The following is a 14,974-nucleotide window of genomic DNA, read 5'->3' as shown; positions in this document are numbered from 1 at the left end:
TCCGCCGCACCCCGCACCCGCTACAGCACGAGAAGGCCCGGTCCCCCACCTGGGGAACCGGGCCTTCGGTGTCGTCCGAGGGCGACCTAGTCGAGGTAGTCGCGCAGCACCTGCGAACGCGACGGGTGACGCAGCTTCGACATCGTCTTCGACTCGATCTGGCGGATGCGCTCACGCGTCACGCCGTACACCTTGCCGATCTCGTCGAGGGTCTTCGGCTGACCGTCGGTGAGACCGAAGCGCATCGAGACGACGCCCGCCTCGCGCTCGGACAGGGTGTCCAGCACGGAGTGCAGCTGCTCCTGCAGCAGCGTAAAGCTGACCGCGTCGGCCGGGACGACGGCCTCGGAGTCCTCGATGAGGTCACCGAACTCGCTGTCGCCGTCCTCGCCGAGCGGAGTGTGCAGGGAGATGGGCTCACGGCCGTACTTCTGGACCTCGATGACCTTCTCCGGGGTCATGTCGAGTTCCTTGGCCAGCTCCTCCGGGGTGGGCTCACGGCCCAGGTCCTGGAGCATCTGGCGCTGCACGCGGGCGAGCTTGTTGATGACCTCGACCATGTGCACCGGGATACGGATGGTGCGCGCCTGGTCGGCCATGGCGCGGGTGATCGCCTGACGGATCCACCAGGTCGCATACGTGGAGAACTTGTAGCCCTTGGTGTAGTCGAACTTCTCGACCGCGCGGATCAGACCGAGGTTGCCCTCCTGGATGAGGTCCAGGAAGAGCATGCCGCGGCCGGTGTAGCGCTTGGCCAGGGAGACGACCAGTCGGAGGTTGGCCTCCAGGAGGTGATTCTTGGCGCGGCGGCCGTCCTCAGCGATGATCTCCAGCTCGCGCTTGAGCTTCGGCGCGAGCTTGTCGGCGTTGGCCAGCTTGTCCTCGGCGAACAGACCGGCCTCGATGCGCTTGGCGAGCTCGACCTCCTGCTCGGCGTTGAGCAGCGGGACCTTGCCGATCTGCTTGAGGTAGTCCTTGACCGGGTCGGCCGTGGCGCCCGCCGCGGCGACCTGCTGGGCCGGCGCGTCGTCCTCGTCCTCGTCGGAGAGCACGAAGCCCGCGCTCTCGGCGCCCTCGGGCTCGTCGGCGCCCTTGGGGGTGTCCTCGAGCGTCTCCTCCTCGACGACTTCACCGTCATCCTTCTTGGAGGAGGTGGTCTTCTTGGCCGCCGTCTTCTTGGCGACGGTCTTCTTCGTGGCCGCCGCCTTCTTGGCGACCGTCTTCTTGGCAGCGGCCGTCTGAGCGTCGTCCTCGACGGGCGCGCCGGGCGCGCCGGCGGCCGGCGCCTCCGGGGCGGCGGTGGCGGTGGCCTTCTTGGCGGTCACCGTCTTGGCCGCGACCGTCTTGGTGGCGGTGCGCTTGGCCGGACTCTTCGCTGCGACGCTCTTTCGGGTGCGCTTGGGCTCCGCGGCACTGACCATCAGCGTCACACCCTCTTCCTCGAGGATCTGGTTGAGGCTGCGCAGTACGTTCTTCCACTGAGTGGCCGGAATCTGGTCAGCTTCGAAGGCCCGACGCACATCGTCGCCGGCGATCTGCCCCTCAGCCTTTCCCCGCTCAATAAGAGCCATGACAGAGACGGACTCGGCGATCTCCGGCGGGAGCGTACGGGATGTGCTGGCCGACACGAACAACCTCTCGGAACGTTGGAAAACGGCTTCCGGCCCCATCCGGGCGGACAGGAGCCGACCACCGGCTTGGGGATTGGGCCGACGGCGCGGGCGAGGGCCGGGAAGATGCACAGCGCCGCAAACGGCGTCCGTATTCCCTCCTCGGCTGTCACCTCTTAGGTCATCGCGCTGTCTCCGCGAGTGTTACGCCCATTCTGCGTGGCCCGAGTCACACCCCGTAAGTGCTCAAAAGTAGTCAGATATAGACAAATGAGGTCATCCATGGGGCAGGCCGGGCCTCCCCAAAGGGCCTCGTGGCCTGTTGCGCCGTCGGACCCCGCAGGATCTCGCGGATCCTGCGGGGTCCGACGGAGGCGGTTCGACGGCCGAGCGATGCCACAGGAGGGGGAGACATCTCCCGGCCGCGCCGCCCGCGGTGTGCGGTCAGTGTTCGCGCGGCGCGGGCACCACGCGCTCCACCTCGGGGTGGACCGTGAGCAGTTGACGCATGGCCGATTCGGCCGTCGCGCCGTCCCCGGTGGCGAGGGCGTCGACGATCCTTCCGTGGTGCCCCAGCGAGGTCTCGTTCGGCCGGTCACAGCCGGTGATCGGACCGCCTGAGACATGGAGGGCCGCCGAAACAATCCCGGACAGGTGCTCCAGCATCCGGTTGCCCGCGACCTGGATGAGCAGGGAGTGGAACTCGGCATCGGCGCGGGAGAACGTGATGGCGTCACCCTGCCCCATCGCGTGCCCCATGATCTCGACCATGTCAGCGAGCCGCTGCTGGACGTCCTCGCGCCCGTGCCCGGCGGCGAGACGGGCGGCGAGCGGCTCCATCGTCCAGCGCAGCTCGCTCAGCTCGCGGCGCTGGTCGTCACGCTGCGGCCCGAAGGCTCGCCATTCGATGATGTCCGCGTCGAGGAGGTTCCAGTCGCTGACGGGGCGCACGCGCGTGCCGACGTTCGGGCGGGCACTGACCAGGCCCTTGGCCTCCAGGACGCGGAGCGACTCGCGGACGACGGTGCGGGAGACCTCGAAGCGCTGGCCGATCTCCTCCGGCACCAGCGGACGGTCTGCGCCCAGGTCACCGGAGACGATCATCTGGCCAAGCTGCTGGACGAGTTGGCCATGCAGCCCGCGCCCCCGGCTGCCTGCGGCACGCCGCCCGACGCGGCTCAGCTCCGGGTCCGTGCTCTCCCAGGCGGGGGCTCCGACGCGGTCGACCACGGGGGTCTCGGCGTAGGGGTAGCGGTCGAGTTCGCCCGGGCCGACGAGACCTGAGTCTGCGGAGCGGGCGGCGGTCATCATGGTGTGCGCAAGGGTACTCACGGATCCTTTGTCGGCGTCGTTCTCAACTCCCTTGAGGTCTTTGGTGAAAAGCACACGAAAGGGTGATCGCTCACCGCGTCGCAATTGACGCCTTATCGGAAAGAAATGGGCTTACCCCAGGGAGTTGCGCACATGGTGCGCCGAAAGCGCGCGAACCGTGGTCATCGGGCCCTGCTGCGCAGGGTGGTGAGCAGATACGCGCAGAGCAGAGCGCTGAGCGACAACGTCAGGGCGCCACCCACAGGTTGGGCGACCACGCGCGCGACGGCGGACAGATAGCGCTCTCCCCCGAAAGGCCACTGCATGAGGAACATCTCTCGCAGCCGCAGCGGAAACCCGGCCGCCGTACGCACGGACGATCCCGCCAAGGCCTTTTGTACGAGGGGGACAACGAGGACCGGTACGGCGAGTACGGCCGCGAGTCCCGCAGTGGTGGACCGGAAGACGCCGGCGGCCAGCACTCCGGCCCACGCGCAGCCGACAACCAGTCCGAGCCAACTCGCACTGAGCGACAGCCAGTCCCCGGGAACCTCTGTGAGCTCCCGTCCGTATACGAGGTAGAGCATTTCGGCGTCGCAGCCGACGGTGAGGAAGGCCAGCAGCAGCGCGGTGGTGGTGGCGACGAAGAGTTTCGCGGCGAGCAGCCCCAGCCGACGGGGCACGGTGCCGCGGTCCGCCGCCAGCGCGGGGTGGCGGAACTCGTCGCCGAAGGCCAGCGCACCGAGCAGTCCCGCACCGAGCGCGGCAGGAGGAAGCGGCAGTTCCCGCGGCCATGCGACCAGCAGGCGCGACTGCGGAGTGTTCCCGATCCGTGCCAGGACGACGGCGGCGAGAGCAGACACGACGAGCACAGCGGCCGCGGTGAGAAACCCGGTGCCGATGCCGGCAGCACGACGGATCTCGTAGCGAAGGGGGCGGAGGGGGCTGGGGGCGGTGCGGACGGAGATGGGGGGTGGGAGGGGAGACGCGTCGCCGAGGCCCGCACCAGCGGGGCGCGAGGCCGGCAGCGCGGCCCGGCTGGACGGCACGCGCGATGGGGGTTCGGTGACGGGCGAATTCAGTGGGTCGTCGTCATACAGCCCGTCGCCCTGAGTCCGGGAAGCGCCATGGGGGCCCGATTCAGGAGCCGCACCCGTCGGCGTCGCAGAATCCGCTTCGGTGCCTTCCCGCTGGGGTGCCGCGCCAGTGTTCTGAGCCGGGTCCGCGGTGCGCGACCCGTCCGGTGCCGGCAGCTCGTCGGCGGCTTCCGGTTCCCTGATGGGCGCTTCCATCGCTCCGGGCCCCATGTCCCCGGTCTCGTCCGCGAGTTGATGTACGAGGATGCCGTGGCGGAACGCGGTCTCGCCGACGTCGGCGCAGGTACTGCCGTACACGGAGAGGCGGTTGCCTCGCTCACGCACGACCTCGACGGATCGCCGCGCGCTGCGGGCTTCCTTGGTGAGCTGGGCGGCCAGGCGCGCGGCGTGCGGGCTGCGGACGGCGACGCGGGGGCGCAGCCGGGTGTGGGCGAAGTCGCCGGCGCTCTGGTCGGCGACAAGTCTGCCCTGCGCCAGTGTGACGACCCGGTCGGCGCTGCCGGCTGCTTCCTTGGGGTCGGCCGTGGTCAGCAGGACCGTGCCGCCCTGGGCCGCGTGCGCGCGCAGCATGCCGTACAACCAGCGGGTCTCGCGGGTGGAGAGTCCATGGGCGGGCTCGTCGAGTACGAGGGTGTGCGGGTCGGGGAGCAGGGCGCAGGCCAGGCCCAGGCGGCGGTCCATCCCGCGAGAGAGGGTGCCGAGGCGCTCCTCGCGCAGACTGACGAGGCCGACCACTTCGAGGACCTCGTCGGCGCGGCGGACGGGGACTCCTGCGGCGGCACACAGCATGCGGACATGACCTCGGACCGTGCGGGCAGGGTGTCCCGGTACGTCACCCAGGAGCACGCCGACCTCGCGAGAGGGATGGGCGATGCGGTGCAGGGGCCGGCCTCTGAAATAGGTGATGCCACGGCCCTGTTGGAGCTCGAGCATGAGTCTGAGCGCGGTCGTCTTACCCGCCCCCGTCGGGCCGAGCAACGCGGTGACGTGGCCTGCGCGTGCATCGAAGGAGATGTCATCGACGGCGGGCGCAAGCTCCTTGCGGGGTTTGCTGGTCAATCCGAAGACCTGGATCACCCGCAGCAAGATAGCGCGCTATGTCCGTTTTTTCCTGGATCGCGCGCCCACTTCGCAGGTCGAGACCGGTCCACTCCAGTCGTGTTGGCCGCTCGCCGCCGAGTCGGCCGCGCCGAGCCCGGGCTCCTGCGTCACACTTCGGGGCGCAGCATCGGGGGGTTGAGCAACGTGGCACCCCCGGCCCGGAACAACTGGGCGGGGCGACCGCCCTGGCGCGTGGTGGTCCCCCCGGTGGGGACGAGGAAGCCCGGCGTGCCCGTCACCTTGCGATGGAAGTTGCGCGGGTCGAGTGCCACGCCCCATACCGCCTCGTAGACCCGGCGCAGCTCGCCGACAGTGAACTCGGTGGGGCAGAACGCCGTGGCGAGGGACGAGTACTCGATCTTGGAACGGGCTCGCTCGACACCGTCGGACAGGATCTGCGCATGGTCGAAGGCGAGCGGCGCCACCGGTTCGCCGTCGCGGCCGTAGCCGCCCTGCTGCAGCAGCTCCTCGACCGGCGCCCAGCGGGCATTGCTGGCGTCGCCGCCCGCTCGGGGAGCAGGCAGATCGGGCGCCAGCGCAAGGTGGGCGACGCTGACGACGCGCATACGAGGGTCCCGCTTGGGGTCACCGTAGGTGGCGAGCTGCTCCAGGTGAGCGCCGTTGTCCTGAGCGGGAACGGACGGGTCGTGGGCGCGCAGCCCGGTCTCCTCGGCCAGCTCGCGTGCAGCGGCCTGCGCCAGATCCTCGTCGGCCCGTACGAAGCCCCCGGGCAGCGCCCAGCGCCCCTGGAAAGGCGATTCCCCCCTGCGTACCGCCAGCGCGCACAGCGCGTGACGTCGCACGGTCAGCACGACCAGGTCCACGGTGACGGCAAAGGGCGGAAATGCTGACGGGTCGTAGGGCATGCGGCGATCATAGTCGTCTGCTTGACGATAAACACTCTCTTCGTCGGCCGCTTCGATGGCTGATCCACTTCGGTCCGATCTGAGCCTCCCATCTGGTCCCTGCCGTTGCGCGATGCTGCGTCGTCCAAGGTCACACGCCCAGTTGCAGCCCGTCGGCCGCCTCCTCGACCATGGCGAGGCCGAGCCGGCTGACACGTACGGAGAAGGAGGCCCCGGCGACCCGGAGTCCCGTCAGGACGATCTCGCCGAGGGGAGCGCTGTGCATGGGGCTCAGCGTGACGGTCCCGGCGGGGGCGTCGGGGCGGATTCCCGCGAGCGTGGTCGGCAGCAGCACGCCTGCGGCCGCCGCGGTGGCGGCTGGGCGACAGGCCGCCGGGTGCGGGAGGGGAGTGCTGCCGTCGGTGCGTTGCTCGCCCCCGTACATCTCGGGCAGCCGGTGCCCGAAGGCCTCTGCCGACGCCAGTGCGCCCCTCAGGAGCGAACTCGCCTCCTTCTCGTAGCCGGCGGCGGCCAGGCCTGCGACGGCGATCGCCGTCTCGTGGACCCGCACTGCGCCGCTGCGGTGGCCGAACGGGTTGTATCCGGCTTCCTTCGCGCCCAGTCCACGCAGACCCCAGCCCGAGTCCATGGCCGGGCTGCCGAGCAGTCGTGCGAGTTGTTCGGTCTGCACCTTGTCGAGCAGTCCGGGGGCCAGTTCGCCCCCGCCGAGCAGGCCGGTGTCAAGGAGATGGGCGGCGTTTGCGCCCAGGTGTGGCACCAGGGTGCCGTCGGGAGCGCGGGCTGCCGCCGGTCGGCCACCCGTCGGGTCGTCGATCCAGAAGTCCTCCCGGAAAGCCGTCCGCAGCGTCTGCGCCCAGTACCGCAGCTCGGCGCCGCCCGGTCTCCCGTACGCGTCGAGCAGATCGGCGCCCAGCAGAGCCGCGCGGTGGGCGTGGGCCTGCATCTCGCAACGGACGGGACCGCTCGGATGCGGGTCGCGCAAGTAAGTGCCGTCACCGACGGTTGTACGCAGCCAGCCCAGACAGCGCTCGGCCGCCGGTAGCAGCACTTCCGTCTCGGGTTCGGGAAGCCCCCAACGGCGGGCCTCCGCCAGAAGTACCGGGAAGAGCAGGGTGGCTTCCGTGCCGGTGCAACCCGGCGGCAGATGGGTGCCCGCGTCCCGTCGCGGACCGGGGAGCATCCCGGACTGAGGTCCTGCACCCTGGAGTTGACTGCGGGCGAGGGTACGCAGCGTGCCTGCGGCGAGGCGGGTGCCGAGGGGCAGCGCCATCCGCGCCGCGGCGAGCGCGTCGGCCGGTGCGAGACCGGTGCGCCATGGGGCACCTGCCGCGAGATGCAGATCGCCGGGGTTGCTGCGGTCGCGCAGCATCAAGGCCTGGAGGTCGTCGATGCTTGTCCGCAGCAACGGCTCGATCCTCGGGTCGTCACCGGACGCCCCAGCGGCGGCGAGCGGGCTCGTCGGCGCGCGGCCCACGGCCCGCCCGGACCCTGCTCCGTCCGGCCGCACCCGCAGCTCGACGCTTCTGCTGCCGCCAGGGGGCAGCTCGAACTCCCAGCGCAGGAGGCCCGCGGAGGCCAACGCGTCCGCGGGGGGCGGATCCGCCGTGACCGACGAGGTCCCGGTGGGGCAGGACCAGCGCAGGCCCGAGTCGTGGACACTGGCGGGCAGTTCGGGCTGCGTCGTGCCCGACGCGATGGCGCCCAGCTCGGCCAGGTCCGTGCCGAGGGCGACCTCGACCGGCACGCGCAGGGGCCGTAGGGCTGCGCTGTGCAAGGTGATGCGCTCCGTCCCGTCCGCGTGGCGCAAGCGCTCGACAACGACGTCCGGGTCCGGGCCGGAGTGCGGGGAGGCACGCAGTGTGCCCACGAAGCGGGCTCGGTCGGCCGCGGTCATCCGAGCCTGCACCGCCAGCGGTTCCCGCCCGGCCACGCGGACCTGGCACCGGGAGAGCAGGCGCCTGCCCGCACGGTAGAACCCCTCCAGCCCCTGACCGGTCATCTGCCCCTGCTCCGTCGAGATGGCGAGCCCCGGGAGCGAGACGCAGATCATGGCGTTGTGGGTGGACGGCAGCTCAGCCGACCGGCGAAGTGCCGGAAGCGGGCCCGGGGACGGTGACGGGGACGGGGACGGGGACGGGGACGGGGCAACTCTCAGCGAACGCAACCTGGATTGATCACGGCCCGCGGACTGAGTCGAGAGCTGGTCAGGATCGGCCGCCCGAACCGGAGGCCGGTCCGAGCGCATGGGCCGGACCGCAAGGTGACTTGGGTCGGGCGGATCCAGTGCAGGCCGCCCCGGGGCGGGCGGTCGAGCGGCGTTGCCGCTCTGGTCCCACGGGCGGTCGGCGATCGGGCGCTGGTCCGCCGGTCGGGCCGTGATGGGGCACTGTTCGATCGATCGAGGGGTGGTGAGGCTCTCGGTGTTCGGTCGAGCGACGGTGCGTCCTTGGACCGTCGGCCCGGCGGGAGACCTGTCCTGATCGTCTGCCCCGGACCCCGGCCCGGGACGGTCGGGCCCGGAACCGGGACAGTCCGTCGGTGCAGGCGGGCGCCAGTCCCGGCCGTCCGGTGGCGGGCGCCAGGTCTGGCCGTCGAGTGGAGAGACACGCGGGGCGTCGGTCGCGATCCGGGGCTCGTACCGGCCGATGCCGGCCGAGTGTGTCGGCAGTTCGGCACCCGCCCGCGGAGACAACCCGGATCGGCCGACGCCGGAGCGGTCGTCGTCAGCGGCGGAGAACGGATTCGGCTGATTCATGGGGTGGCTTCTTCTGCGCTCGGTGCACCTCGGCTGTGTGCGGCGCCGGGTGGGAGGATCCGGACGGACGTGGGCTGTGGGCGGCACGGCCATCCGGGCGTACCGCCACTCAGGTGAACGGAAAGGGAGTCCCCCGGGTCACGCCCCTTAGGGCCGACCCGACCGAATGGCGACGGCTCCCATCGCCTCCGTCGACTTCTTGGTGCCGCAAGCGGATCGTTCTGCGACCGTCGTCGATCGGACCGGCCCCGCCGGCGTTCTCCGGGCATCGCTCACGCCTCCCCCTCGACGCTGTCGCTTCCGGGCTGGAAGCTTCCGGGGCCATCGTCGCGACAGCGAGCGGCATCCTTCTCCGGGGCACTGGGACGCGAGCGGTCCGTGCGGGCGGAGCCCGGACGTGTGCCGCCTACGGCTCGCGTCCGCGGGCGAGGAACGCTCGCGCCACTCCCCCGGCTCCCTGCCTTCGCCGAACGTGGCTGGTTGCCGACCGTGTTGCCGGGGCGGCCACGGCGACGCGCGCGGGAAGCCCCCTTCGGCGCCGGCACCGGCACCGGCTCAACGGCCTCGACTGCCGGCGGCCCCGCGATCTCCTCTCCGCCGTGCGCCTGCTGGGCCGGCGTCCGCTCGCGGTCTTTCCGCTCCGCACGCAAGCAGCGACGGATCGACTCCGGGTCCAGGCCTTCGTTGCACGCCTGGTGCAGTAGACGGGCGAAGAGGTAGGAAGGATCCGCGCCGAGTGCCATGGCGAGGGCCTCCCTGGCCTCCAGTTCGTCGCCCGTGGACCAAGCGACCCAACCCGCCAGGGTCAAGGGCGCCGCCGCGTGTTCGCCATAGGACCCGACGCATCGTCGTGCCAGTGCCCGCCAGAGCCGAAGCGCGGCAGCGGCCGCCTCGCCCTCCATCCATTCGGCTGCGCGGTCTCGGGTCGCGCGGTCCTGCAGGCCGAGAATCAGGGTCGCGGCCTCGTCGTGTGCGAGCAGTTCGTCATCGCGGAGATCCGCTGTGAGCGCGCCGGACACGGGCGGGGCGGCCGCCAGCCGTCGCATGATCAGCGCGGCCATCTCCAGTGTCTCCTCGGCCACGCCCGCGCGACTGGCGTCATCGAGAATCCTGGGGACCAGCGCCATGCTCGCTGCGTCCAGGGCGCCTTCCTGCTCCAGAGCCGCGGCGGTCTCCCAGGGCAGCAGCCTGGCCCGCAGTTCGCGCAGCGTGCCACGCACCTGGAGGCCTGCATAGGTGGCAGCGGCGGCCAGCACGGACGTGCCGGGCAGCCCCATGGGCAGGCCGGCGGGTGGGCAGCATGCCTCGTTCACGCAGCAGTACGACCAGAAGCGGCCGTCCGAGATGCACAGCGCCTCGATCACCGGCACGTCGAGCTGACCGCACTCGACGCGCAGTTTCTGGGCCAGGGGCCGCAACCGCTCCATGACCTGGCGTCCTGTCTCACCCTTCGCCGGTTCCTGGCAGAGGTAGGCGACCATCTGCTCGGGCCGGGCTCCTCTGCGCTCGCTGCCCGTCACGAGCCCGTGTGCCAACTGCTCGGCCACGGACGCCCAGTCGTCGGCGCTGGTGGGAATGCCGAGCCGGGCACGGCCGCCGAACCGGCCGCGGCTGTCCCTGTCGTGCAGGGCGACCAGGACGATGCTGTCCTCGGGGCGGTATCCGAGCAGATAAGGCAGAGCGTCGGCCAGTTCGGCCGGCGTGCGCAGCGTGACCTGGTGCTCGGCGCCGTGACTGTCGTAGGCAGTGCAGTCGACCTGGTTCGGGCGGCGGCCCGGGCGCTCGGCGTACGCGTCCTGTCCGCCGCACTTCCCGTGTTCGTAGCGGCCGCCATGGTCGCCGGGGGAGGTCGGACCGGCGGGCATCTCTCGTCGCGCGTGCGACTCGCCGTGTCCGTCGTCGGGCTCGCGATCCTCACGTCCGCCGGCGTTGCCGTTATCGGGGGATCCAGTGGTTTCGCCGTGGTTCGTCATGCGCAGACGATCTCGCGGATCGCGATACTCCGCTTTGCCCTGTGGATAACTCGGGCCAGGGACACGTCAAGCCGATCACCGAGTGAGTGAGGCCCGTCTTTCCGCTTACCAGGGCGTCTCGGCGTCTCACCACAGGCCGTGTCGTGCGCCGCTACGAACGCGGCCGTCCCGGCGAGCTGATCCACGTCGACATCAAGAAACTGGGCAACATCCCCGACGGCGGCGGGGCACAAGGTCAACGGCAGGGCCCAGGGCGGCGGCAACAGCTCCGCATACCGCGGCCCCACGCCCCCCACCCGCCACGGCCGACCCAACCTGGGCTACAGCTACCCGCACAACGCCGTCGACGACCACTCCCGCCTGGCCTTCAGCGAGATCCTCACCAACGAGAAGAAGGAGACGGCCACCGGCTTCTGGCACCGGGCCCGACAACCCGACGCTCCCAGCCTGTCCCACCGACCCCGACATCATGCCTGAGCTGCTAGAACACACCGCTCAAGTTCGGTACGACAACGGCTTCCTAGTGCCGACAAGTGGTTATGACCGCCTCACCGCAGCTGATTGTGCAATCGCTAACATGGATCTTTGGCTCACTCCCTGGGGCCCTTCTGCGCGGACCCTGTGGCGAACCGCCATACCCACGAAGAGCGACAACATGTACACTCGCCCGAAGATTGGACCTAGTGGATTCCGCCGACCGATTCCTGACGATGAGTCAGGACCCTGGCGAGTTCCTCTTGACCTATTGATATCCACATCGTGGTGATGGTCATGGTCCGTAGTGGTTCAGGAGCTGGTCGGGGGGCTGGTGTAGTGGTAACGGCTGCGTGCGATATTGCCGAATCGTTCGGCCTTGACCGCTTGGAATGCCAGGTCGCGCCGGGTGAAGGGGTTTCCAGGCAAGCTTACAGTGCGGGCCCGGCGGCGCCTCTCCTCGAAGGTGTCATCCAGGACCTGATGCCGGTACTCGGCGGACGAGTGCAGCTGTTGACGGACCACCAGGCCGCTGGGTCTCACGTCCGAGGCCGGAAATACCAAACACGTATTCCTGAAACCACGACTGTGGACTCCATTCCCGCGCGCCAAGTCCGGCAAAGCATGACGGATCACGAGAACTGACTGATCATCACCATGCAACGGAACTCACCGGGGCCCTGGTGATGAAAAACGCCGTCGCCGAAAGCCAAGTCCATTGACCAGGTCCTGTCCTAGGCTATCCGGGGGAAACTAGTGCTGCAAACCTTGCTGAGCAAGCCTTGCTGAGCGTCGATGGCCCTAGACGGCCATTGGGGGACTTTTCTGAGCCGACGGTCCCCGCAGTCGATGAATTGGACCACTGCATCATTCACGCCCTGCGTATCGACGGTCGGGCGCCGTTCAGCCGGATCGCCGAGGTTCTGGGCGTCTCCACGCAAACAGTCGCCCGTCGCTTCGGGCGGCTGAGCAGCGAGCTGTCGCTTCGCGTTGTCGGTGTGGTGAACCCGCGGCAACCGTCAAACGGGAAGTGGATTCTGAGGCTCACGGCCAGCCCGAACACCGCCCAGAGTGTCGCGTACAGCCTGGCTCGGCGGGACGACACCACCTGGGTGCGGCTCGTGGCCGGGGGAACCGAAATATGCTTCGTCATGAACTCCGCGGCGCACCATACGCTGCTGTTCCGCGAGATCCCTCGTGTGGCCAACATTGCCGAGGTATCGGCGCACCGCCTGCTGCATACCTATCTAGGCGGACCCACCGCATGGCAGGGGCACACCACCGCTCTCACCAACGAGCAGCAGGAACAACTGCGTCGAGCACTCGACTCGTCGGATGACGCCGGAGAGCCCAAGTGCCGCTCATCCCTGACCCAGGCGGACTGGCACCTGCTGGGCGCATTGCAGAATAACGGCCGCATCAGCTACACAGGCCTCGCCGCCGAGACCGGCCAGTCTTCCTCGACCATTACGCGCCGAATCGCTGCTTTGCAGGCCAGCGGCATGCTCACCTTCGACGTCGAGATCAGTGCGGAGGTATACGGCATCACCACGCAAGCCCTGCTGTGGATGTCTGTCGCCCCCGCGCACCTGAACCAGGTAGCGAGCACCCTGATCCAACACAGGGAATTGGCTTTCCTGGCCTCTACCACCGGCCCAACCAACCTGGTGGCCCTCGTCTTGTGCAAGAGTCCCAGTGAACTGCATGACTACCTGGCGGACAGGCTCAGCGCGCTGGACTCCATCCGTATGCTCGAAACAAGTCCTGTCCAGAAGAACCTGAAAGCCTGCAGTCCGTTCCTGCAGAGCAGCCCCAGACGTAGCAATTCAGCCTGACGCGGTTTCGGAGCCTCCGTCAGTCGATCAGTCCAGGGTTTCAGCATCGTGCGAATTGTCGGGAGTCCGAGGGAATCTCACCCCCCGACTCCCGCAGATCCGTAGCGTGAGCCTCGTTTCCTCGGCCAGAGGTCTGATGACGTGGCCTGGCTGCGTGAAGTGCGCAGAACCACCGCATCCATCGGACCCGGCGCTCGCCGCGCCCCGAGCCGGGCTTCCCTCGGCTGAACTCCCGTCGAGTTCAGCCGAGGGAAGTGGCGGTGACGTGCAGGTACGCGGGGCCCGCGGCTCGACCCCGGAATCATCAAGGTGACTGGCCGGCCTCTCGGCAGCCCAGGGTCATCAGTGGTTGTAGACGAGGTGGGCGATGCGTTCGGCGATCATCATCGTGGTGAGGTTGGTGACGCTGGAGGGCACGTACGGAATGATCGAAGCGTCCACGACACGCAGGGCGGCGATTCCGTGCACGGCTGCGCGGGAGTCGACGACGGCCTGAGGCGAGTCGGCGCCACCCATGGGGGCGGTGGAGGTGGGGTGACCGTAGATGGAGAGGCTGGATTCGATCACCCGCGTCAGTTCCTCGGCGTCGTCGGGCAGTTCGCGCGGCATCAGAAGGCCGGCGAGCGACGGCGCGAGTGCCGGGTCACGGGCCAGAAGGCGGGCGATTTGTACGCCTTCGAGCATGCGTCGGCGGTCGCGCTCGGTGCCGAGGTAGTTGTGGTCGATCAGGGGCTGGGCAAGCGGGTCGCGGCTGGCGAGGCGCACCGTGCCCTGCGCCTCGGGGAGCACGAGAGCCGTGGACAGGGCGATGACGCCGCCGGCGGGCATGAACGGAGCCCCGTTGGGATGCACCGCGACGACGTTCAGGTCGAGTTCACCGTCCGCGGCCTCGCTGGAGGCGGTCCACAGCAGTGCGCCGAGGGCCGGAGCCATCTCCCCTCGCCCCGGGGCGAGTGCATAGACCGCGGGGCAGAAGGGGTGGTCTTGCAGGTGTTGTCCGACGGGTAGGTCGGCGAGGGGCTCGATGCCGAGCGACGCCAGTTCGCCGGCGGGGCCGATGCCGGAGCGCAGCAGGATCGCCGCGCTTCCGTAGGTCCCGGCAGAGAGGATCACCTCGTCGGCATGGTGCACGGTCCCGTCGGCGGTGACCACTCCGGTCGCACCGCCACCGCGGAACAGGACCCGGTCGACGGTGACGGCACCGTGCACCGTGAGGTTCGGGCGAGCGCGCACCTCAGCGGTGAGGTAGACCAGTGCGGTGTTCTGTCGGATCCCATCGAGGACGTTGACCGCGAAGGCTCCGACGCCGTCCTGCTCGGCACCGTTGAAGTCGCTGATCCGCTTGTGGCCAAGGGCGACTGCGGCGTCGATGAAGCCACGATGCGCGGGGGTCAGCTCGGAGTCGGTCAGTTGGCGCACGGGCATCGGCCCGCTTCGCCCGTGAAACTCGTCCTCGCCGGTGGGGGTGTTTTCCAGGGCGCGGAAGTACGGCAGGACGTCGGTGAAGCTCCAGTCGTCGAGCCCGTTCTCGGCCCAGCGGGCGAAGTCGCGGGCTCGGGCGCGGAGGGCGGCGCCGGCGTTGACGGCGGAACTCCCGCCCATCACCTTGCCGCGCAGGGCGACCATCGAGGGGCTCAGCCGCCCGCCCCGCGAGGTGTATCCCCAGTCGTGATCGAGATCGGCGATGCGGTTGGCGTCGAGCAGGGCGTCGGGGAAGTGGGTGGGGCCGTAGTCCGGCCCGGCCTCGAGCAGCACGACGCGCCGGGCGGGGTTCTCGCTCAGGCGCGCGGCGAGCACTGTGCCGGCCGACCCGCCGCCGACGATCAGGACGTCGGCCGGTTCGACGGAGTGGGACACGGTAGGACCCTTTCGGTCTCGTTGGAGTGCGAGGGAGCGTTCCGGTGGCGAGCTGCCGCGGGCGCCACGGAACGGCGCTCACGGTGCGAACGTGA

At 69.7% G+C, this 14,974-nt stretch carries 8 protein-coding genes and 1 pseudogene; 2 read left to right on the top strand and 7 right to left on the bottom strand.

Going from position 1 to position 14,974, the window contains the following annotated elements:
• Positions 1-86: 86 nt before the first annotated feature.
• The 6 genes from OOK07_RS32260 to OOK07_RS32235 form a co-directional block, all read right to left on the bottom strand.
• Positions 87-1,628, bottom strand: a complete 1,542-nt coding sequence (locus OOK07_RS32260) for an RNA polymerase sigma factor (protein WP_266799945.1) — start codon at positions 1,626-1,628, stop codon at positions 87-89.
• Positions 1,629-2,054: 426 nt separating this feature from the next.
• Positions 2,055-2,942 carry a FadR/GntR family transcriptional regulator gene (locus OOK07_RS32255; protein WP_266799944.1) on the bottom strand — a complete coding sequence of 296 codons (888 nt, stop codon included), beginning with the start codon at positions 2,940-2,942 and terminating at the stop codon, positions 2,055-2,057.
• A gap of 161 nt (positions 2,943-3,103) precedes the next feature.
• Positions 3,104-5,095: an ATP-binding cassette domain-containing protein gene (locus OOK07_RS32250; RefSeq protein ID WP_266799942.1), complete on the bottom strand. Its 1,992-nt coding sequence runs from the start codon at positions 5,093-5,095 to the stop codon at positions 3,104-3,106.
• A 131-nt stretch (positions 5,096-5,226) separates the two neighbouring features.
• A complete protein-coding gene (locus tag OOK07_RS32245) occupies positions 5,227-5,985 on the bottom strand; it encodes an NUDIX hydrolase (RefSeq protein WP_266522494.1) in 759 nt (252 codons plus the stop codon).
• Between the two features lie 130 nt (positions 5,986-6,115).
• A complete protein-coding gene (locus OOK07_RS32240; protein WP_266799940.1) occupies positions 6,116-8,035 on the bottom strand; it encodes a glycogen debranching N-terminal domain-containing protein in 1,920 nt (639 codons plus the stop codon).
• Between the two features lie 977 nt (positions 8,036-9,012).
• On the bottom strand, positions 9,013-10,713 hold the full coding sequence (locus tag OOK07_RS32235) for a DUF4192 domain-containing protein (protein WP_266799938.1): 1,701 nt from the start codon (positions 10,711-10,713) through the stop codon (positions 9,013-9,015).
• A gap of 146 nt (positions 10,714-10,859) precedes the next feature.
• On the opposite strand from OOK07_RS32235, the pseudogene OOK07_RS32230 reads away from it, so the two are divergent.
• Together OOK07_RS32230 and OOK07_RS32225 are read left to right on the top strand one after the other, a co-directional pair.
• Positions 10,860-11,139, top strand: a pseudogene (locus OOK07_RS32230) (IS481 family transposase); the annotation flags it as partial.
• 902 nt (positions 11,140-12,041) lie between these two features.
• Positions 12,042-13,022 carry an Lrp/AsnC family transcriptional regulator gene (locus tag OOK07_RS32225; RefSeq protein WP_266685291.1) on the top strand — a complete coding sequence of 327 codons (981 nt, stop codon included), beginning with the start codon at positions 12,042-12,044 and terminating at the stop codon, positions 13,020-13,022.
• A gap of 342 nt (positions 13,023-13,364) precedes the next feature.
• On the opposite strand, the gene OOK07_RS32220 is transcribed toward OOK07_RS32225, so the two are convergent.
• On the bottom strand, positions 13,365-14,879 hold the full coding sequence (locus OOK07_RS32220; RefSeq protein ID WP_266799936.1) for a GMC family oxidoreductase: 1,515 nt from the start codon (positions 14,877-14,879) through the stop codon (positions 13,365-13,367).
• Positions 14,880-14,974 lie beyond the last annotated feature (95 nt).

It is taken from the genome of Streptomyces sp. NBC_00078 (assembly GCF_026343335.1).
In the GTDB taxonomy this organism is placed as follows: domain Bacteria; phylum Actinomycetota; class Actinomycetes; order Streptomycetales; family Streptomycetaceae; genus Streptomyces.
This window is presented reverse-complemented; position numbering and strand designations above follow the sequence as displayed.